Annotated in this window: 20 protein-coding genes; 11 read left to right on the plus strand and 9 right to left on the minus strand. The window is 66.8% G+C overall.

Going from position 1 to position 20,372, the window contains the following annotated elements:
* Nucleotides 1-3 precede the first annotated feature (3 nt).
* The 5 genes from ACO6D6_RS01770 to coaD all read left to right on the plus strand — a co-directional run bounded on the left by ACO6D6_RS01770 (nt 4) and on the right by coaD (nt 5,380).
* Complete coding sequence (locus ACO6D6_RS01770; protein WP_484782903.1) at nt 4-1,710, plus strand: ribonuclease J; 1,707 nt, start codon at nt 4-6, stop codon at nt 1,708-1,710.
* Between the two features lie 146 nt (nt 1,711-1,856).
* Nucleotides 1,857-2,042 (plus strand): 50S ribosomal protein L28, encoded by a 186-nt coding sequence (rpmB, locus tag ACO6D6_RS01775; protein ID WP_014846338.1) that lies wholly within the window; start codon nt 1,857-1,859, stop codon nt 2,040-2,042.
* Nucleotides 2,043-2,118: 76 nt separating this feature from the next.
* Nucleotides 2,119-4,329, plus strand: coding sequence for an ATP-dependent DNA helicase RecG (locus tag ACO6D6_RS01780; RefSeq protein WP_484782751.1), 2,211 nt, complete (start codon nt 2,119-2,121; stop codon nt 4,327-4,329).
* Complete coding sequence (locus ACO6D6_RS01785; protein ID WP_484782753.1) at nt 4,326-4,904, plus strand: RsmD family RNA methyltransferase; 579 nt, start codon at nt 4,326-4,328, stop codon at nt 4,902-4,904. The genes ACO6D6_RS01780 and ACO6D6_RS01785 overlap by 4 nt, the downstream gene beginning before the upstream one ends.
* Nucleotides 4,901-5,380 (plus strand): pantetheine-phosphate adenylyltransferase, encoded by a 480-nt coding sequence (gene coaD, locus ACO6D6_RS01790; protein WP_484782754.1) that lies wholly within the window; start codon nt 4,901-4,903, stop codon nt 5,378-5,380. The genes ACO6D6_RS01785 and coaD overlap by 4 nt, the downstream gene beginning before the upstream one ends.
* A 16-nt stretch (nt 5,381-5,396) precedes the next feature.
* Here the strand turns inward: coaD and ACO6D6_RS01795 are convergent, their stop codons facing one another.
* From ACO6D6_RS01795 to ACO6D6_RS01835, 9 genes are all read right to left on the minus strand, one after another.
* Nucleotides 5,397-6,002, minus strand: a complete 606-nt coding sequence (locus ACO6D6_RS01795) for an ABC transporter ATP-binding protein (RefSeq protein ID WP_484782756.1) — start codon at nt 6,000-6,002, stop codon at nt 5,397-5,399.
* Nucleotides 5,989-6,801 carry an ATP-binding cassette domain-containing protein gene (locus ACO6D6_RS01800; protein ID WP_484782757.1) on the minus strand — a complete coding sequence of 271 codons (813 nt, stop codon included), beginning with the start codon at nt 6,799-6,801 and terminating at the stop codon, nt 5,989-5,991. The genes ACO6D6_RS01795 and ACO6D6_RS01800 overlap by 14 nt, the downstream gene beginning before the upstream one ends.
* Nucleotides 6,802-6,807: 6 nt before the next feature.
* Nucleotides 6,808-7,665: an ABC transporter permease gene (locus ACO6D6_RS01805; RefSeq protein ID WP_484782759.1), complete on the minus strand. Its 858-nt coding sequence runs from the start codon at nt 7,663-7,665 to the stop codon at nt 6,808-6,810.
* Complete coding sequence (locus tag ACO6D6_RS01810; protein WP_484782761.1) at nt 7,662-8,687, minus strand: ABC transporter permease; 1,026 nt, start codon at nt 8,685-8,687, stop codon at nt 7,662-7,664. The genes ACO6D6_RS01805 and ACO6D6_RS01810 overlap by 4 nt, the downstream gene beginning before the upstream one ends.
* Entirely contained in the window at nt 8,688-10,352 is a 1,665-nt protein-coding gene (locus tag ACO6D6_RS01815; RefSeq protein WP_484782762.1) for an ABC transporter substrate-binding protein, read from the minus strand.
* A gap of 215 nt (nt 10,353-10,567) precedes the next feature.
* Nucleotides 10,568-11,728: an ArsA family ATPase gene (locus ACO6D6_RS01820; RefSeq protein ID WP_484782764.1), complete on the minus strand. Its 1,161-nt coding sequence runs from the start codon at nt 11,726-11,728 to the stop codon at nt 10,568-10,570.
* A 2-nt stretch (nt 11,729-11,730) separates the two neighbouring features.
* A complete protein-coding gene (locus tag ACO6D6_RS01825; RefSeq protein WP_484782765.1) occupies nt 11,731-11,946 on the minus strand; it encodes a hypothetical protein in 216 nt (71 codons plus the stop codon).
* Nucleotides 11,943-13,112: an ArsA family ATPase gene (locus ACO6D6_RS01830; RefSeq protein WP_484782767.1), complete on the minus strand. Its 1,170-nt coding sequence runs from the start codon at nt 13,110-13,112 to the stop codon at nt 11,943-11,945. The genes ACO6D6_RS01825 and ACO6D6_RS01830 overlap by 4 nt, the downstream gene beginning before the upstream one ends.
* Nucleotides 13,113-13,190: 78 nt before the next feature.
* Nucleotides 13,191-13,658 (minus strand): MarR family winged helix-turn-helix transcriptional regulator, encoded by a 468-nt coding sequence (locus tag ACO6D6_RS01835; protein ID WP_484782769.1) that lies wholly within the window; start codon nt 13,656-13,658, stop codon nt 13,191-13,193.
* A gap of 218 nt (nt 13,659-13,876) precedes the next feature.
* Here ACO6D6_RS01835 and ACO6D6_RS01840 point away from each other — a divergent pair, with 218 nt between their 5' ends.
* The 6 genes from ACO6D6_RS01840 to smc all read left to right on the plus strand — a co-directional run bounded on the left by ACO6D6_RS01840 (nt 13,877) and on the right by smc (nt 20,299).
* A complete protein-coding gene (locus tag ACO6D6_RS01840) occupies nt 13,877-14,425 on the plus strand; it encodes a YceD family protein (RefSeq protein WP_484782770.1) in 549 nt (182 codons plus the stop codon).
* Nucleotides 14,426-14,507: 82 nt separating this feature from the next.
* The gene (gene rpmF, locus ACO6D6_RS01845) at nt 14,508-14,699 is read left to right on the plus strand and encodes a 50S ribosomal protein L32 (protein WP_484782771.1); all 192 of its coding nucleotides are present in this window, start codon (nt 14,508-14,510) and stop codon (nt 14,697-14,699) included.
* Nucleotides 14,700-14,737: 38 nt separating this feature from the next.
* The gene (gene rnc / locus ACO6D6_RS01850; RefSeq protein WP_484782773.1) at nt 14,738-15,379 is read left to right on the plus strand and encodes a ribonuclease III; all 642 of its coding nucleotides are present in this window, start codon (nt 14,738-14,740) and stop codon (nt 15,377-15,379) included.
* Nucleotides 15,372-16,205, plus strand: a complete 834-nt coding sequence (gene mutM / locus ACO6D6_RS01855; protein ID WP_484782775.1) for a bifunctional DNA-formamidopyrimidine glycosylase/DNA-(apurinic or apyrimidinic site) lyase — start codon at nt 15,372-15,374, stop codon at nt 16,203-16,205. The genes rnc and mutM overlap by 8 nt, the downstream gene beginning before the upstream one ends.
* Nucleotides 16,206-16,214: 9 nt before the next feature.
* Nucleotides 16,215-16,808 carry a GtrA family protein gene (locus ACO6D6_RS01860; RefSeq protein WP_484782777.1) on the plus strand — a complete coding sequence of 198 codons (594 nt, stop codon included), beginning with the start codon at nt 16,215-16,217 and terminating at the stop codon, nt 16,806-16,808.
* Nucleotides 16,790-20,299, plus strand: coding sequence for a chromosome segregation protein SMC (smc, locus tag ACO6D6_RS01865; protein ID WP_484782779.1), 3,510 nt, complete (start codon nt 16,790-16,792; stop codon nt 20,297-20,299). Before ACO6D6_RS01860 ends, smc begins: the two co-directional genes overlap by 19 nt.
* Nucleotides 20,300-20,372 lie beyond the last annotated feature (73 nt).

The following is a 20,372-nucleotide window of genomic DNA, read 5'->3' on the forward strand; positions in this document are numbered from 1 at the left end:
GTGATGGCTGCTGTTTGCACTAGCCTTTTGCGGGTGAGTGAACTGCGTACGCCTCCGCCCCTGCAACCCGGAACCCTTCGTGTCACGCCCTTGGGGGGACTCGGCGATGTGGGCCGGAACAGCGCATCCTTCGAGATCGATGGTGAAATGGTCCTGGTCGATTGCGGTGTGCTCTTCCCCGAGGACCGCCACCCCGGCGTCGACCTCATCCTGCCCGCCCTGGGCCTGCTGTCGGATCGTCTCGGTGACATCCGCGCCCTGGTGCTCACCCACGGTCACGAGGACCACATAGGTGCCGTGCCCTATCTGCTCAAGCAGCGGGCCGACATTCCTGTTTACGGTTCCAAACTGACCCTCGCCCTGGTGGCCAGCAAACTGAAGGAGCACCGCATCCGCGGTTATCGGTTGATAGAGGTGAAGGAGGGGGAACGGCACCGGGCGGGGAATTTCGAGCTCGAGTTCTTCGCGGTCAACCACTCCATTCCCGACGGCTTGGCGGTTGCCCTGCGCACCTCGGCGGGCACGGTCCTGCACACCGGGGATTTCAAGATGGATCAGCTTCCCCTCGACGGACGCATCACCGACCTGCGTGGCTTCGCACGGCTCGCGGACGAGGGGGTGGATCTGTTCATGCCCGACTCCACCAACGCGGAAACCCCGGGATTCACGCCCCTGGAGAAGGACATCGAACCCTCCATCGCCCGCGTGTTCGATCAGGCGGACAGGAAACTGATCGTCGCGTGCTTCGCCTCCCACGTGCACCGGGTGCAGCAGGTGCTCAACCTGGCCGTCAAGCACGGCCGCAAGGTGGCCTACGTGGGACGTTCCATGGTGCGCAACATGGCCACCGCCCGGGATCTCGGATACCTGCAGGTCCCGGCGAACGTCCTGATCGAGATGAAGGACATCGAGAAATACCGCGACGACGAGGTGGTGATCATCTCCACCGGTTCCCAGGGCGAGCCGCTCGCCGCGCTGAGCCGGATCGCGAACCGGGAACACCCCGTCATCGAACTGGGCCCCGGCGACATCGTCCTGCTGGCGAGTTCCCTGATCCCCGGGAACGAGAACTCCGTCTACCGGGTCATCAACGGGTTGACGAAACTGGGGGTGCAGGTGGTGCACAAGGGCAACGCCTTCGTCCACGTCTCCGGTCACGCCTCGGCCGGTGAACTGCTGTACTGCTACAACATCCTGAAACCACGCAACGTCATGCCGGTGCACGGCGAGATCCGGCACCTGATCGCCAACGCCAAGCTCGCGATCTCCACCGGGGTCCCGGCGGAGAACACCGTGGTGTGCGAGGACGGTGACGTGGTTGACCTGGTGGACGGCCGGGCCCGCAAGGTCGGGCGCGTCGATGCCTCCTACATCTTCGTGGACGGCTCGATCGTTGGTGACATCACCGAATCGATCAGTGACCGGCTCATCCTCGGTGAGGAGGGGTTCATCTCCGTGGTGGCCGTGGTCAACCTCCACGCCAAGTCCGTCATCGGCGCCCTGGACATCAACGCGAGGGGTTTCGCCGAGGACCCGTCGGTCTTCGACACGGTCCGAGAGCAGATCCTCGCCGACCTTCAGCAGGCCCTGGACGATGGTGTGGATGACGTTTACCGCCTGCAGCAGGTGATCCGTCGCACCATTGGCGCCTGGGTGTCGCGGAGGCTGCGGCGTCGCCCGATGATCGTGCCCGTGGTGGTCGCCACCTGAGGGGAGGACGCGCTCCGGGAATCACGGTTTGAGGATTGGGCGCATATCGGGTTATCATCTACCGGTTGCCCGCCTCGGCGGGTGAACCCAATGATCGAACCAGGCGTTGCTTTGGCGCGTCTGGCCCAAGCAACAAGGAGATTCCAGTGGCTGCCGTCTGCGATATCTGCGCCAAGGGACCCGGCTTCGGTCACAACGTGCCTTGGTCGAAGAAGAAGACCAACCGTCGCTGGAGCCCGAACATCCAGCGTGTCCGTGCGACCGTCAACGGTGCCCCCAAGCGCCTCAACGTGTGCACCTCCTGCCTCAAGGCAGGCAAGGTCACCCGCTGAACGAGGGGTCCGGGCAACGGCTCGCGGCTGGGGCCGCGAGCCGTTTTTCGTCAGTGTCCCTCGGTAGGCTCGCCCCATGAGCCGATTCCGGACCCCGATCCATCGCGAGCTGAACCGCGGGCTGCGCGATGTCGTCGGCGCGGACTCCGCCTCTGAGCTGGCCAGGCTCGGACTGTTCACCCTGGGTGATCTCCTGAGACACGTACCGCGCAGGTATCTCTCCGGCACCGAGATGAGCGATTTCCGGACCCTGCGTCCCGGTGAGGATGTCGCGGTCGTCGCCAGGGTGGTGGCCACCAGGATCGTGGACGGACGCACCACCCGGGTCGCCACCGTGCTGACCGACGGGCACGGGGAACTGCAAGCGGCCTTCTTCGTTCCCGAGAAACGCCCGAACTATGCGAAGTACTGGGCCAATCAGCTCACCCCGGGTGCCCGCGGCATCTTCGTCGGCAAGGTGGGGGAGTTCAGGGGGCAGCTTCAGCTCACCCATCCCGACTACGTCATCATCGACGAGTTCGGCGCGATCACGGGCCGCAAGGCCAACGCGAAGGCCACGATGGTCAAGGTGATCCAGCGAGCCCGGCTGGTCGGCCTCTACCCGGCCACCGCGAAGATGGTCACCTGGAAGATCGCCGACGCGATAGCGCTCGCCCTTCCCCATGTGCTGCCGCTGGGCGACACGCTGCCATCCTGGGTGGTGGAACGGGCCCGGGTGATCGGCCTCCCGGATGCTCTGCGGGAGGTCCACGAACCCGTCAACGTGTTCGACGCGGAACGCGGAATCGCCCGGTTGAAGTTCGACGAGGCATTCGGGATGCAACTGGCCATGGCCGCGCGCAGGGCCGCTCTGGCCGGGCGAACCACCACCCCCAGGCCCCGCCGCGACGACGGGATCCTGGCTGCCTTCGACGCATCCCTGCCGTACCGGCTGACCGCAGGTCAGGAAGAAGTGGGGGAGACCCTTTTCGAGGAACTGGCCGCCGAACGCCCGATGCACCGCCTGCTGCAGGGGGAGGTCGGCTCGGGAAAGACCCTCGTCGCCCTGCGCGCCATGCTCGCGGTCGTCGACGCGGGAGGCCAGGCGGCGCTGCTGGCCCCCACCGAGGTGCTGGCCAAGCAACATCACGCATCCATCACCTCGCTGCTCGGTGGGCTCGGGGCGGCCGGAACCCTGGAGGCCCACCCGCAGGCCACGCAGGTGGCGCTGCTGACGGGAGGCCTCACCGCAGCCAACCGCCGCCGGGCGCGGGAGACCGTCGCATCCGGAGAAGCGGGAATCGTCATCGGCACCCATGCGCTGCTGTCGGAGGACGTCGGGTTCGCGGACCTCGGGTTCGTGGTGGTCGACGAGCAACACCGTTTCGGAGTGGAGCAGCGGGCCGCGCTGGCGGCGAAGTCCGATCACCAACCCCACACGCTGGTGATGACCGCCACCCCCATTCCCCGCTCGGTGGCCATGACGGTCTTCGGCGACCTGGAAACCATCGAGCTGCGGGACCGCCCCGCGGGACGCGCGGAGGTGAAGACCGTTTTCGTGGACACCGCCCGCAACCCGCACTGGGTGGACCGGGCCTGGGAACGCATCCGCGAGGAGGTGGCGCAGGGACGCCAGGCCTTCGTTGTCTGCCCCGCCATCTCCGGCAACAAAACGGAAGGGGACCTGGAGGCCGGGGCCGGGTTGAGCGCGGTGACGGAGATCACCCCCATGCTCGCCGAGGGCCCGTTGAAGGGGCTGCGCGTCGGAATGGTCCACGGCAGGCAGGCCACCGCCGAACGGGACCTGACCATGCGGGCATTCACCGCCGGGGAACTGGACGTGCTGGTGTCCACCACGGTCATCGAGGTGGGGGTGGACATCCCGAACGCCTCCGTGATGGTTGTTCTCGACGCCGACCGGTTCGGAATCGCCCAGCTCCACCAGCTCCGCGGAAGGATCGGGCGGGGCAGGCATCCCGGCCTGTGCCTGCTGCTCGCGGCCCCCGCCCCGGAAGCCCTCACCGCCGTCGACAGGCTCCAGGCGCTGGTGGCCTCCACCGATGGTTTCGAACTGGCGGAGCGGGACCTGGAACTGCGGCGCGAGGGGGACGTCCTGGGTGCGGCACAGTCCGGGGCCTCGTCGCTGAAGCTGCTCCGGGTGCTGGGGGACCGCGAGGTCATCGAACAGGCGAAGGAACTGGCCTGCGAGGTGCTTTCCGATCCCCGGGCCGCCGAGGACCCGCTGCTCGCGGACATGATCGACCAGGCCGAACAGGTCGCCGCCGGGGAATGGTTGGAGAAGGGATGACGCGCATCATCGCGGGGCGCGCGAAGGGAACGCAGCTGACGGCTCCCCGCTGCGGAACCCGCCCCACCAGCGACAGGGTCCGGGAGGCACTGTTCTCCACCCTCGTCACGTGGTTCGGCACAGTCGGGGAACCGGCGGAGAAACACCTGGCGGGGGTCGCGGTGCTGGACCTCTACGCCGGTACCGGAGCGGTCGCACTGGAGGCCGCCAGCCGGGGAGCCTCCCGGGTGGTGGCCGTGGACTCCCACACCTCGAACCTGATCGCGGGCAATGCCCGCAGGACCGGGCTGCGCATCGAGGCGCGGGGTGGAAAAGTCGAAGGGCGGATTCCCGCAGGCCCTTGGGATCTCGTCTTCGTTGATCCGCCCTACGAGATGGACTCGGCGCTCCTCGACAGGACCCTGGCCCCACTGTTTTCCCCCGGAATGCTGAACCCGCAGGCCCTCGTGGTGGTCGAGCGTTCGAAACGGTGCCCTCCCCCGGCGTGGCCGGGTGGGCTCGACGACTGCTGGCGCCGGGACTACGGTGAAACGAGCCTCTACTTCGCAGCCACGAAACCAGCAGGAGAATCATGACAAAGGTGCTGTGCCCCGGCTCCTTCGACCCCATCACCAACGGCCACCTGAACATCATCACCCGCGCCCGGGACCTGTTCGGGGAGGTGCTGGTGGCCGTGGGAAGCAACAGCCTGAAAACCGGTTACCTGTTCGGGGAGCAGCGCGTCGGCCTGGTGAGGGAGGCCACCGCCCACCTCGACGGGGTCACCGTGGAGGAGATGGGCGGGCTGCTGGTTGATTTCGCGAGGGAACACGGCATAACCACCGTGGTCAAGGGCCTGAGATTCGGCGCCGATTTCGACTTCGAGCTTCAACTGGCCAACATGAACCATTCGCTGACGGGCCTGGAGACGATCCTGCTTCCAGCGGCGGCCCAGCACGTCACCCTCTCCAGCACCATCACCCGGGAGGTGATCAAACTCGGCGGTGACGTCTCACCCCATGTGCCCCCGTGCGTGGCCGAGGCCGCCGCCCGGTTGCGAGAAACGCGCTGACCCGAGGACTTGATTCTCAAGAATTCAGGCGGTCCAGGTGGATGGCGTCATCGCACAACCGGGACACCAGTGCCGGATTGTGGGTGACCATGAGCAGCCCGATACCCCTTTCCCGGGTCAGCCCCGTCAACTCGGTCCAGATCTGTGCCTGGGTCAGGGGATCAAGCATCGTCGTCATCTCGTCGGCGATCAGGTAACGGAGCTCGGGGTGCAGCACCCGCGCTATGCAGAAACGCTGCAGCTCACCCCCGCTGAGCTCGCTCGGGAAACGACCCAGCCAGGCGTCCTCGATGCCCAGCTGATGCCTGGTGTCCTCGTCGACGGGCCAGCATTCGGTCAGGATGCGGCCCATCCGCCAGCGGGGATTGACGCTGACCTCGGGGTTCTGGTTGATGTACTGCACCCGGCAGGGCCGGTGGGCCCGCAACGGTTCCCCGTCCAGGGTGACGGTTCCCCGGAACCGGTTGATCCACCCGGCCATGATCTTGCCCAGGGTGCTCTTCCCGAACCCTGACGGCGCCACCAGTCCCAGCACCTGCCCGGACTCGAGCCGGGCCGAGACATCGTTCAGGATCGGCTGGCCGTGACGGTAACCGAAGGTGATGTGTTCAGCTGTCAGCACGTGTCGGCTCCTCCCGGGAGTCGGGGATTTCCGTGCAGAACTCGTTCTGCGGCAACGCCTTCCACAACGCCTTGACGTAGGGAGGCTGGTCGAAATCGTCTGGATGGGTGAACTCGCGGGTCGGCATGCAGGCCACCAACCTTCCCCGGTTCAGGACGGCCACCCGGTCGGCGACCGCGCTGATCAGGTCCACATCGTGGGAGATGATGAGCACGCAACGCCCCTGATCCGCGAGTGACCTGAAATCCGCGAGCAGCTGCTCCGCGAGTTTCACGCTCAGCCCCGGAGTCGGCTCGTCGGCGATTATCAACTCCGCGGGGCTGAGGATCGCGGTTGCCAGGAGGATCCGGCGGGCCATGCCCCCCGACAGCTGGAAGGGGTATTTCTCCAGATCGCGCGGCGACAGGTCGAGGCGTTCGGCGATGCGCGTCAGTTCCTTCGCGTCAGGGGTGGGTCCCGTCCGCAACTGGTGTTTGACCTTGAGCAGCGGGTCGAGGAAGCTGATCGACTGTGGAACGAGGGCGAAGCTCTTCCGCCTGAGTTCTAGAACACGTTTCCCGGCGACGGGTTCACCCTTGAAGAGGATCTCGCCGTGCTTGACGGCGTTCCTCGGCAGCAGGTCCATGATCGCGTGGGCCAGCAGGCTCTTGCCCGACCCGGAGGCCCCCACTATCCCGAGGATCTCGCCCGGCTCGGCGGTCAGGCTCAGGTCCTCCACCCCGTAGCCGATCCGGCGTCGGTAGAAGGTGTGGTACATCGCGAAACCGACGTACAGGTTGCGTACTTCGAGCAGCGACATCTGTGCCTACCTCTGGGAGGTCCGGGGATTTATCAGGGCCGACAGGGACTGGCCGAAACGGTCTATCAGCAGCACCAGGGCCAGCAGGGTGAGCCCCGGGAACAGCGCCAGCCACCACTGGCCCGTGCTCAGGTAACGCATGGACTCGGAGAGGATCACGCCGATGGCGGGCAGCTGCTGGGGGATCCCGAAACCGAGGAAGGTCAGCCCGGATTCGTGCAGGATGGCGTGCGGGAACATCAGCACGGTGGCGACGATCGTCTGGGGGAGGATGTAGGGCATGTAGTGGTTCACCGCTATGAACCACCTGCTCCTACCCATCTGCCGGGATGCGATCACGTAGGCGCTGGTGTGCAGGTGGATGGTCTCGGCGCGGACGATCCGGCACAGGCTCACCCAGTGGGTCACGGCCACGCCGATCATCACGCCCGTGATCCCGCGTCCCGACAGGATCGCTATGAAGATCATCAGGATCAGGTGCGGCATGCCCTGCATCAGATCCACCAGCCAGAGCACGAAACGATCGAACCAGCCCCCCAGGACCGCGGCCCCGATCCCCAGCAGCAGCGCGATCACGGAGCTCACCACGGAGGCGAACAACCCGATCCAGATGCTGATGGACAGGCCCTTCAGCGTCCGGGTCAGCATGTCGCGCCCGAGCCAGTCGGTACCGAACAGGCCGCCGGCGCCCGGCGGCAGGTTGGTTCGCCCGAAAGACGGTTGGTATGCCGTCTCCGGGATCAGGCTTCCACCCAGGGCGGCAGCGACGAGGACGACGAGGCTCACGGCGAACACCACCGTCGCCGACTTGCGGCCGTTCCAGCGTTCGGTCAGTTCCTCGGAACCGATCAGCAGGGCCGTCATGACCAGGTCTCCTTGATTCTGGGATCGATCAGTGGATACAGGAGGTTGGCGCACAGGTTCCCGAGGAACACGATCGCGGAAGTGATGACGGTGATGCCGATCAGCAGGGGGAGATCCCCCTTGATGCCGGCCGTGACCGTGACCGCCCCCAGCCCGGCGTAGCTGAACACGCTCTCGGCCAGCACGGAGCCGCCGATGATTTCGCTTATGGAACCGAACTGCAACGTCACGAAGGGCATCAGGGAGTTCCGCAGGCCGTGCCGCCAGACGAACTGCCATGAGGTCTCCCCGCGGCTGCGCGCGAACAGGGCGTAGTCGGAGTTCTGTTCCTCGATGAGCCTGGTCCGGGTCTGCATCGTGATGGTGGAGATCCCGACCAGGGTCAGGGTGGCAGCTGGCAGCACCATGTGGCTGAGACGCTCGGCGAGGGTTGCCTCGGCGAAGGTCTTGCCGATGGGGGCCGAAAAACCGATCGGGGCCCACTTCAACCACACGGCGAAGATCAGCAGCAGCACTATCCCGAACCAGAAGGTGGGAATGGCTGCGAACACGTAGCAGACGGTGCTGATGACCCGGTCGAGGAAACGCCCCCGGTTCTTTCCCGCGACTATCCCGAGGCCGGCCCCCAGCAACCCGGAGGCCAGCCAAGCGACGAACAACAACATGGACGAGTTGACCAGCGCGTCCCCGATCACCGCCGACACGGGCCTCTCGAAAACCAGTGAGGTCCCCAGGTCGCCGTGCAGGAGGTTCCACCACCACAGACCGAACTGCACGACGGTGGGCTGGTCCAGCCCCCACTTGGCGGCCAAAGCGGCCTTCTGCTCGGGACTGGCGGTCAGTTCGCTGCCGAAGTAGGCGTCGACCGGGTTGAAACCGGCGACCTTCGCCAGGAAGAACGTGATGACGCTGACCGCGAAGATCAGGGAGGCCGCCTTGGCCAGCTGGGCCACCGCATAGCCCACCGGGGAGCGCTTCGTGAGGTCGCGCCGCGACTGCTCGGAACGGGCTGCGGCGGTCATTCAGGAGGCCTTGAGGTCCCAGGTGTTCAGGTTGTTGATCACCTGGAAGAAGTGGTCGTGGGGATGCAGCCGCTGGGTTCCGATGTCCAGCCCGTTGCGCACGAAGTAGTTGTGATGGATGTAGCCGACCATCAGGTAGGGGCTGTCCCCGAGGATGCTGCCGCCATTGGTGCCGTCCCACAGGGCGGCATGCCAGAACCTGTTCGCGCTTTCCTGATCGGTGGCGGCCAGGGCTGCCTCGAGATTGGCCTGCACCTGCTCGTTCGAATAGCAGGCGATGTTCGACCAACCCTTCTTGCGGGCCAGCGTCCCGGAAAGCATGTAGTACTCGTGGTAGGGGTTGAGGCGTCCACCGCCCAGCACCACGGCGTCCTTGCGGTTGCGGTCCTGCATCGAGGTGAAATCCGTGCCTTCGAGTTCCACGTTGATTCCGATCTGCGTCATCTGGGCCTTGAAGGCCTCCGCGATGGCCTGGCGGCCGGAGTCGTTGGGTGGGTACAGCAGGGTGAAGCTCGCCTTGGTGCCGTTCTTCTCGCGGATTCCGCCCTCGCCCTTGGCCCAGCCCGCCTGGTCCAGCATCGCATCGGCCCCGGCGACGTCACCGTCCTTCAGGCTCGCCGTTTCCTGTTTGATGCCCCAGGGGAAGGCATCGAAGATGTCGAAGGCCACCTCACCGTAACCCAGCAGGCAGTCCTTCACGATCTGTTCCCGGTTCAGGGCGGTTGCCATCGCCTTTCGGATCACCGGGTCGCTGGTGACCGCATTGCCGACGCTCTGCCCATCCACCTCGTAGGCCCCGGGGGCCACGCACGGCAGGGAGATCAGCCGGCAGCCGAAGGTGGGCAGGCTGGCCAGCGAGAAACCGGGGACCTGCTGGGAGGAGACCCCCGGGTAGACGCAGGCGAGGTCGACCTGTCCCGACTGGGCCGCCGCGAGCGCCGCATCGGATTCCATCAGCAACAGGGTGGCCTTGGCGAACTTCGCCTTGGGTCCGTGGTAATCGTCGTTGCGTTCCAGGATCAGCTGCTGACCCTGGGTGTAGTGGCCGAACTTCCACGGGCCCGAGCCGATCGGCTTGTCCCCGAAACCCTCGGAGTAGGTGCTCTTCGGGACGATGCCCAGCGTCGCCGCCGTGTACAGCAGGGTGGAGGAGGGAGCGGTGAGCCGGAGCTCCACGGTGTCGGTTCCGGTTGCCACGGCGGTGTCGAATCCCGGCAGGTTGACCTTGGCGGCCTCCTTCGCCTGGTTGTAGGTGAAGGCGACGTCCTCGGCCGTCAGGGCGGTTCCATCGGTGAACTTGATGTCCGTGCGGATCTTGAAGGTCCACACCAGGCCGTCGGGGCTCACCTCGTAGCCGGTCGCCACGTCGTTGACGATCTGGTTCTTCTCATCCGCGGCCAGAAGAGCGCTGTTGAAGAGCAGCACCCCCGTCTCACCGAAGCCCTTGACCGGGTCGAATGGGGTCGTGACCTTGGACGGATCCATGGCGATCACGACTTCCTGGCGGTTCGTGAGCCGTTCGGGGAGCGGAATGGTCTCGGTTCCCGAGGGGCCGCTCTGCGACGAGCAGCCCGGCAGCGGGAAGATCGCGGTCAGCGCGGCAGCGCCTGACATTCCGGCCAGAACGGCTCGGCGGGTCGGTTTCGGGGTGGTTGGTCTGGGCATCGCCGTCAATCCTCCGGTTCTTGGGCATGGCGCAACTGGCTCAGGACCCTGGCCCCGGAGCGGGGGGACCGTGCGGCCCAGCCCCGGAGCGGGGTGGGAGGCAAGGTCTCCTGGGCAGATTCCTCGGAATGATCATAAACTCTTTGCCAAGGACCACCAAACCGGAAACGAGAATTGGTTTCACCCAACTTCGGCCTGGCGGCCGGAACCGGGGGTCAGGTCATCGTGAGGACCAGTTCGTCGTGGAGGAACCTGGCGCCGGTGACCTGGCGGCCGTGCAGCGAGTCCGGCATCGCGATCCGGCGATGTTCGTTCCGGTGTGCGAGCAGCAGGTCGTCGCCGTCCTGACGGAGGTCGAGTTCGGCCCGATCCGCGTGGGGCAGGCTGATGTGGAGTCGCAGGCAGCCGTCGCCGCGGGTGACACGCAGGTAGTCGCCCCGGTAGTTGACAGCCGCCGGGTCGTCGTCGCCGTACATCGTCCGGGCCAGGTCTCCGAGGGCCTCCAGCCCGGCGATCTCTCGTTCCTGGAACGGGAGACGGTGGATCGGCAGGTGCGCGAAGCTCTCCTCGATCCGTCGGATGCCCGCCGCCTGCGCCTCGGCCCACGGCTCGAAGTAGTCGTCGAGGGCCGAGTCGGGGTAGATGCGGTTGAGTACCACGGCGTCGACGATGAAGCCGTACATCGTCAGCCAGGTGTGGGCGCGCCGGGTCTCGGCGATGACCACGTGCTCCGGGGTGGTGACCAGCCTGAAGGTGGTGACCTCCCCGTCGTGGAGCAGCTCGCCCAGCCGTTTGAGCCGGTCCAGCAACCCGAGCACGTCGTCGAAGAGGCGATCCTCGGGCATCGGGATCCGGGTCAACCGCTCGAACGGTTTGCCGAGGACCCGCACCAGCGCCCGCTTCGTCGGCAGTGCGGTGCGGAACAGCTGGTCGAGGCGTTCCGGGTATTTCAGCAGCGACAGGGTTTCGCCGGTCGGTGCGCAGTCCACCACCAGAACGTCATAGTTTCCGGAGGAGGCGTGATCGAGGACCCGCAGCAGGCTGAACAACTCACCCAGCCCGGGCAGCAGCAGCGCCTCCTGGGTGGCGAGCGTCACCTCACCCTCCCGGACCATGAGACGCGCCAGGTAGTCGCGCAGACCCGCCCACGCCCGGTCGTTCTCCACCAGGGTGTCGATCTCCAGGGCATCCAGGCTGGGGGCGACGCAGGTCGGTTCGCTGGTCAGCGACAGACTCAGCGCATCACCCAGCGAATGCGCCGGGTCGGTGCTCATCACCAGGACCCGGTTTCCCCGGTCCGCCAGGTGCAGGGCCGTGGCGGCGGCGACGGTGGTCTTGCCGACCCCGCCCTTGCCGGTGTGCAGGATGATCCGCATGCTCACTCCTCGATGTCGATCCGTCTGGGTCCCGACGGGCCGGTCGGTTCCTGGGTGGATCCGGTCGGATCCTCGGACAGGCACTCGACGATCAGTGCCCGCCATTCGCGTTCGATGTTGCGGAGCCGTTTCCTGGGGGCTGGCGGGACCAGGCTCAGGGTGGCCTCGCGGAGATGACGACGGGCGTGCAGCAGATGACGAACGAATTCGCGGTTCATGACTGGACCTCCTGTGGGGTGGGGCGGAATCGGATGGTCAGGACGTCGTCGCGGAGTTTCGCGCCGGCGATGTCGTGGCCCAGCAGGGTGCTGGGCAGGGGGATGTTGCGCTGGAAGTTGCCGATGCGAACCGCGAGGTCGGTGGCGGACAACTTGAGGTCGACCTGCTCGGCTGCGGTTCCCGGCAGCGGTAGCCGGAGGTCGTAGCCGTCGTCGGCGTTGACGTAGCGTTCATGGGCCAGGTCCGGCACGATGTCGAAGGCGTGGGCATCGATGGCGACCTCGGCCAGGCGGGTCACATCGCCCTGGCCGACGAGATCCTTGCGGAACCGTGGCACCTCGGTGATCGGGAGATGAGCGAATGACGAGCGGATCTCGGCCAGGTGCTGCTGTTGATGCTCCACCCAGGTGCTGAAGAACGCACCCACCTCCTTGGCGGGGTACAGCCCGCCGACGAAGACGTGGTCGACGCTGTAGCCGAACAGGTTGAGGTAGAGGTAGCTGCGGCGGGTCTCCTCGATCACCATCCGTTCCGGCAGGGTGACCAGACGAACCGACGTGATGGCGGGATCCTTCAACAACGCCTGGATCTCCTGGAGGCGCTGGAAGAGCCGTTCGATGTCGTTCATGGCGGCGGCGTTGGGCAGTTCGACCCGCCACGCCCCCCTGACCACGGGGCGCAGCACCCTGACCGCGAGCTTCTGCAACGGGAAGATCCGTTCCATCCACCAGGTGAGCAGCTCCGGGAACTGAAGCAGCGACAGGGTCTCGCCGGTGGGGGCCATGTCCAGGATGATGCGGTCGTAGTCGCCGGTGTGGGCCAGCTGGTGGACCCGCAGCAGGAAGAACAGCGGGTCGAAGCCGGGGAGATCCAGCACCTGGTCATCGTCGTTCTGGGCGATGAGTGCTGACAGGGCGGCGGCGACGTCGGCGAACTCCTCCTCGGCGACGCGCCCCGCATCCACCTCGGTGATCTCCAGGTTCGGGGCCACCTCGGTGGGTTCGGGCGCCGGGGGGCGGTCGAACAGGTCCGAGAGGTTGTGGGCGGCGTCCATACTCGCCAGGAGCGTGCGTTTTCCGTCCCCGGCCGAGGCGACGGCGTGGGCGGCCGCCAGAGATGTCTTGCCGACGCCTCCTTTCCCGGTCAGCAGGATCATTCGCTCCATGGCTACTCCTTCCGTTTGAGAATCATTCGAAAGTCGAACTATTTGGGGTGGGTCTGCCCGTTCGATGGTTGGGTGGGGTCACTCGATGGGGATTCGTCGGATGGCCCGAGGCCTGCGCTCCGCCGACTGTTCGGCCAACAGGTTCGGGATACGGTTGATTACCCGCAGCACCACCTCGACCTCCTCGGGGCTCAGCTCCTCGAAGAGACGCCCGATCAGCGAGACGCTGTCCTTGATGCCCTGGGCGATGAGCCTGCCTCCCTTCTCGGTCAGGGAGATCAACACGATGCGCTTGTCGTCCGGGCTGTGCTGGCGTTTCACCAGGCCGCGCTGCTGCAGCCGGGCGACCACCCCCGTCGCAGTGTTGAGCGGGGCTTCCAGGTAGGCGGCGAGGTCGCTCATCCGCGAGGATCGCGCGCGGTGGAGGTGGAGCAGGGCCAGCACATCGTTCTTGGCCAGGTCCCGGGCGAGACCCTGCCAGGCGCCCGAGGGTAGGAGGGAGCGGAAGCGGTCCACGTAGTCGAACAGCATGTCGTGCAGATCCATGGCTCCCTCCCTCCGTGATACTTCGGGCATCGAACTGTTGCCAAGGTTAGCAGGCGACGGGGCCCGGCTTTGACTGACCTCCCGTGGCTGAGTCGCGCGTGGCATCGGGGAGATCGTCCGGGTCTCGTCGAGATGTTTGGCGAATCTTTCCCGACTCGGTACGATTGCTCCTCGGTCATGACGTGGTTGTGGTCGATCGGACGAAGGGAATGCATGCCATGAACTCCGTGCATCACCACCCGGACCGTCGCTCTCCCTACGTTTTCGACGTGCTGGAGTTGGGGCGCCGTCCGGGAGCGATGAAGGAAATTCGGGTTGACGTCCCCGCCCCGGCCGATCTCGGCTACGACATGATCTCGGTACCACAGGGCTCCGAAGTCGATCTCGACCTCAAACTCGAGGCGGTCGTCGAAGGGGTGCTGGTCACGGGAACGGCTCGCGCGCTGGTGCGTGGCGAGTGCGCCCGATGCCTGAGCGCGATGGAGGACGAGAACTCCTTCGAGCTGCAGGAACTCTATTTCTACCCCGGAAACGAGGTGGACGAGGACGAGAGCGTCGTCATTGACGAAGCCATCGACCTCGAGGAGGCCCTGCGTGATGCTGTGGTGCTGGAGCTGCCGTTCACGCCCCTGTGTGATCCCGACTGCCTCGGCCTGTGCCAGGAATGCGGGTTCAACCTGAACGACGACCCGGACCACGGGCACGAGGCCAAGGTTGATCCGCGATGGGAGAAACTCGCGGGGCTTGATCTCGGCGGCGAGAACTGAGACCAGAACAGGAAGCGCTGATCGGCGCAGTCCCGCGCGGGGCTGGGGGATCAGCGGATCCAACAAGTCCGAGGAGAAGATCGTGGCCGTTCCGAAGCGCAAGATGTCGCGCAGCAACACCCGTTCGCGTCGTGCGCAGTGGAAGACTTCTGTCGTCCCCACCGTCACCTGCGTGAACCCGGCCTGCCGTGAACCGCACCTGTCCCACACCGCCTGCCCCTCCTGCGGGCAGTACGGTGCCAAGGGTGCCCGTCGTCAGGTCGTTCAGGCCTGAACAAGCTGTCAGCCCTCCTCGACGAGCTGGGTGTCCATGTGGACACCCAGCTGTTCGAGCTCGCCTTCACCCACCGCAGCTTCGCCTTCGAACACGGACGCATCCCCAGCAACGAGAGGCTGGAGTTCCTGGGCGACGCGGTGCTGCAGATCGTGGTGACCGAGCACATCTTCAGATCCTTTCCCGACCTGGCGGAGGGGCAGCTCGCCAAGCTGCGCGCGTCGGTGGTCAGCTCCCACGCCCTGGCGGAGGTGGCCCGTGGACTTGACCTGGGGGAGCTGATCCGGCTGGGACAAGGAGAGATAAACACCGGGGGAGCGGACAAGACCTCCATTCTGGCCGACACCATGGAAGCGGTGATCGGTGCCGTTCACATGTCCTGCGGGGCTGAGGCCTCCGCCTGTTTCGTGCACGCCCTCCTAGACGAACGAATCGCCTCCAGCGAACTGAAAGGGCACTACACCGACTACAAGACGGCCCTGCAGGAGTACTGCGCCCACAACGGCCTGGAACCTCCCCGCTACGAGATCGTCGGCGAGGGCCCCGATCACCAGCGTGTCTTCACGGCCACCGCCATGGTAGGCGGGCGGGCCGTCGGCTCGGGGGTCGCCTCCAGCAAGAAACGTGCCGAACAACTGGCCGCCCACGAGGCCTGCCGGAGCCTGCTGCCAGATGCCTGAGCTCCCGGAGGTCGAGGTGGTGCGCCGGGGCCTGGAGAACCACCTCAAAGGACGCGAAATCGAAGCGGTCACCGTCCTTCACCCCCGCCCCGTGCGTTCCCATCCCGCCGGTCCGGAGGGTTTCGTCTCCGACCTGGCGGGCCGGGGCGTCGACGCCGTCGCGCGCCGGGGCAAGTACCTCTGGCTGGTCCTGGGCGATGACGCCATGATCGCTCACCTGGGGATGAGCGGACAATTCCGGGTGAACCGGCCCCGGGATCCCCAGCTGCGCAACACGCGGGTCCTGTTCGACCTCGACGACGGCACCCAGCTGCGTTTCGTCGACCAGCGCATGTTCGGTGGGCTCGAGTTCGTTCCGGGAGGCGGCGAGTGCCCGGTCCCGCACATCGCCCTCGACCCCTTCGACCCCGAGTTCGATCCCGCAAAAGTGGCCCGCCGGTTGCGGGGGAGACGCACCACGGTCAAGCGCGCCATCCTCGACCAGGGACTCGTCTCCGGGATCGGGAACATCTACGCCGACGAATCCCTGTGGCGTGCGAAGCTGCACTTCGACCACCCCACGCAACGTCTCACCCAGGTCCGCGCCGTCGCCCTGCTGGGACACGCCCGTGACGTCATGTCGGAGGCCCTGGCCGCCGGCGGCACCTCCTTTGATTCACTGTATGTCAATGTCAACGGCGAATCGGGGTATTTTGAACGTGGGCTCGACGCCTACGGACGCGAGGACCAACCGTGCCGACGCTGTGCAACACCCGTGGTGCGCCGGCGATTCGCCAATCGAAGCAGCTTCCTGTGCCCGAGATGCCAGCGGCTGCCCAAGTCGTGAGGATGGTGCATGAACGCGATCGGTCAGTTGTTCCGGAACAACCGGGATTCCCTGTGGCAGTTCATCCGGTTCGGGGTCGTTGGTGGCCTCGGCGTTCTGGTGAACATGGGGGTGCTCATCGCGTGCCGGAAACTGTTCCCGCTGCTCTGGGCCAGCGCGGGTGTTCCCGAGGGGGAGGGGGTGTGGTTCGCCATCCCGGGCACCGAGTACAACATCCGCTGGTACCACGTCATGTCCACCATCGCGTTCCTGCTGGCGAACCTGTTCAACTTCCAGCTGAACCGCTGGTGGACCTTCAAGTCCCACAAACTGGCCGGTTGGTTCCGTGAGTACTGGCCCTTCCTGATCGTCGGGCTGGTCGCGCTGGCCGTCGGACAGGTGATCATCACGGCCCTGATGCACCCCTATTCCCCGGTGGCGCTGCCCGCCACCGTCTTCGACGGATCCTCCGGGTTTCGGAGCCGGCAGTACTGGGCGAACCTGATCTCCATCGTCTGCACCATCCCGGTGAACTTCCTGGTGAACAAGTTCTGGACCTTCCGGGCCGCCCGTGAACCCTCCGCCAAACAGGGGGAACAGTCTGCATGTACCTCAAACAGCTGATCCTCAGGGGTTTCAAGTCCTTCGCCTCGGCCACCACCCTCAATTTCGAGCCGGGCATCACCTGCATAGTCGGACCCAACGGATCCGGGAAATCCAACGTCGTGGACGCGCTGAGCTGGGTCATGGGGGAGCAGGGAGCCAAGAGCCTGCGCGGCGGGAAGATGGAGGACGTCATCTTCGCGGGCACCCCGAAACGCGCCCCACTGGGCCGGGCGGAGGTGCAGTTGACCATCGACAACTCCGATGGCGCGCTGCCCATCGAGTACTCAGAGGTCACCATCACCCGCACCATGTTCCGCAGCGGCGGTTCCGAGTACGCCATCAACGGCGTTCCATCCCGTCTGCTGGACGTCACGGAGCTGCTCAGCGACTCCGGTATCGGGCGGGAGATGCACGTGATCGTCGGTCAGGGTCAGCTCGACGCGATCCTCCAGGCCACTCCCGAGTCCCGTCGGGGATTCATCGAGGAAGCGGCCGGGGTGCTCAAACACCGCAAACGCAAAGAGAAGGCAGTCCGCAAGCTGGAGGGCACCAGGGCGAACCTGGAACGGCTCCAGGACCTCATCGGCGAGTTGCAGCGCCAGCTCAAACCGCTCGGACGCCAGGCGGAGGCGGCCCGCCGCGCCGCCGTCATCCAGGCGGAGCAGCGCGACGCGAAGGCCCGGCTGCTGGCCGACGACCTCCACGCAGCGCGCCAGGCGCTGGCGACCGATCTCGCTGATGAGGCAGCGGCCGCCAAGGCGAAGGAAATCGCTGAGGTCGAGACCCGGGCCGCGATGGCCGCGGAGGAGGCCGCAGAGGTGGAATTGAAGGAAGCCGCGCGGGACTTCGACCGCTGCCAGGAACGCTGGTACGCGCTGGCCGCCCTGAAGGAGCGGGTCTCCTCGACGATCTCGGTGGCGGCCGAACGCATGAGACACGGCGACGCCCAGCCGGCCATCGACGCCTCCGGCCGGGATCCCGACTCCCTGGAGGCCGAGGCGCGCGAGGTCAGGCGACGCGAGACCGAACTGGCGGACGACATCGAACAGGCCCGGTCCACCCTCCACGACGCATCCGGTCGGCGAAACGAGGCCGAGACCCAGCACACCGAGGCCGAACAGGCCTACGCGGCCGCGTTGCGCGCGGTCGCGGACCGCAGGGAGGGGCTGGCCCGCCTCAAGGGACAGGTGGCTTCCGTCCGTTCCCGGCTGGAGGCCGGGCAGGGGGAGGAGGAACGCCTGGCCGCGCGGCGGGAGGAGGCCCTCACCCGGGCCCGGGAGGCCGCCGACCAGTACCGGCAGGCCGAGAACACCCTCGCCGGGCTGGGAACCGATGAGTCGAATCTGGACGCAGCCTGGGAGGCCGCGAGCAGCGCCGTGACGGAGCACGAGACCGAGGTGGCGCGACTCGTGGAGGAAGGAACCCGTCTCGCAAGGCAGAAAGCCGCCCTCACCGCTCGGGTGGAGGCGCTGCGACTGGCAACCAGGCAACGCGACGGTTCCACCGAACTGCTGGGCCGTCCCGGTGTGCTGGGACGCATGGGAGACCTCATCCAGGTGGCCCCCGGCTGGGAACAGGCCGTGGCGACGGGCCTCGGGACGGCGGCCGAGGCGGTAGTCGCCACCGGACTCGACGACGCCCTATCGGCAGTTGCCCACCTGGCTGAGGAGGACCTCGGGCGGGCCCACGTGGTGATCACCGGGGCAGTGGTGGGGGAGGGAACCCCGTTGCTCGAACTCATCACCGCACCCGGGGAATTGGTGGGGGCGCTGTCCCGGTTGCTGGCCGGGATCGTGGCCGTGGAGGACCTGTCCAAGGCGAGGGATGTGATCGGGGCCGACCCGTCGCTGATCGCCGTCACCAGGACAGGAGATCTGCTTTCCGGTTGGCTGGTAGAGGGCGGATCGGCCGCCAAACCCTCGCTGCTTGCCCTGAACGCGGACCTGACGGAAACCGAGGAGCAGCTGGTGCGGGTCGAGGCCGACTCGGACCGGCAGCGTTTCGCCCTGGAGGTGGCACAGGCAGCGCTGCAGGGGGCACGCGACGAAGAAACGACGGCCCTGGCTGCCCTGCACGAATCCGACGCGCAGTTCACGGCCATCTCGGATGCCCTCGGCGCCCACCGGCAGGCGCAGGCGGCCGCGGCCCGCGAGGCCGAACGGTTGGCCTCGGCCATTGAGACCGCCCGCCGGGGCCGGGCCGAGCACGAAACCCGGCTGGCCGAACTGGAGGCCCGGCTGGTCGCGGCCAGCGGGGAGGAGATCCTCGAACCCGATCCCACCAGCCGCGACGAGCTGGCCATGGCAGCCAGGCTGGCCCGGCAGGCGGAGATGGACGCCAGGCTGCTGCTGCGAACGGCCGAGGAACAAGCCCGTTCGCTCGCGGGCAGGGCCGATGGCCTGCTGCGGGCCGCGGCCGCGGAACGCCAGTCGCGTGCCCGGGCCCGCGCCCGGGCGGAGCAGCTTCGCCGCGAGGCGGCGGTGGGTCGGGCGGTGCACGACGCGGCACAGCGACTGTCCGGGATGGTCGAGATCACCATGGGGCGGGCCACGGCCAGCCGGGACGCCGCGGAGGCCCGCCGACGAGCCGCCGAGACCGCGACGGTGGAGGCCAGGCAGGCCTCCCGGGCCGCCGGTCAACGTCTCGAAGAGCTCACACGGGGCGCCCACCGGGACGAACTGGCCCGGATCGAACGCCGGATGCGGATCGAACAGCTGGAGGAGAAGAGCCTGACCGAACTGGGCCTGGAAGGAGACCAGCTCGTCGCCGAATACGGCCCGGACCAGCCGGTCCCGGTCATCACCCGGCCCGATGGCACCGCATTCGGCCCCGACGACGAGATTCCCGAACCCATTGCCTACGTGCGCGCGGAGCAGGAGAAACGCCTGCGCCGCGCCGAGCGGGGGCTGGCGGCCCTGGGGCGGGTCAATCCGCTGGCGTTGGAGGAGTTCGAGGCGTTGAAGACCCGGCACGCCTTCCTGGCCGAGCAACTCGCCGACCTGAAACAGACCCGCGCCGACCTGCTCGCGCTGATCGACGACGTCGACCGGAGGGTGCAGGAGGTCTTCGAGGCGGCCTATCGCGATGTCGAACGCACCTTCGGGGAGGTTTTCCAGCGGCTCTTCCCCGGAGGCGAGGGCAAGCTGCTGCTCACCGACCCCGGGAACTGGCTGGAAACCGGGGTGGATGTCGAGGCCCGGCCTGCGGGCAAACAGGTCAAACGGCTCTCGCTGCTCTCGGGAGGGGAACGCTCGCTGGTGGCAGTGACCTTCCTGGTCAGCCTGTTCATCGCCCGCCCGAGCCCCTTCTACATCCTGGACGAGGTGGAGGCTGCCCTGGACGACGCAAATCTGGGCCGCCTGCTCGGAATCTACGAGGAGCTGAGGCAGAACTCCCAGCTGCTGGTGATCACCCACCAGAAACGCACCATGGAGATCGCGGACAGTCTCTACGGTGTGACCATGCGCGGCGACGGTCTCTCCACAGTGGTCAGCCAGCGGCTCCAGTAGCCGCCATCCGGCGCCCCGTCACGCGGTCACATCCGCCCCGGGAAGCGGGATGACGTGGGTTCGAGAGGGAGAC

It is taken from the genome of Arachnia sp. (genome assembly GCF_057238465.1).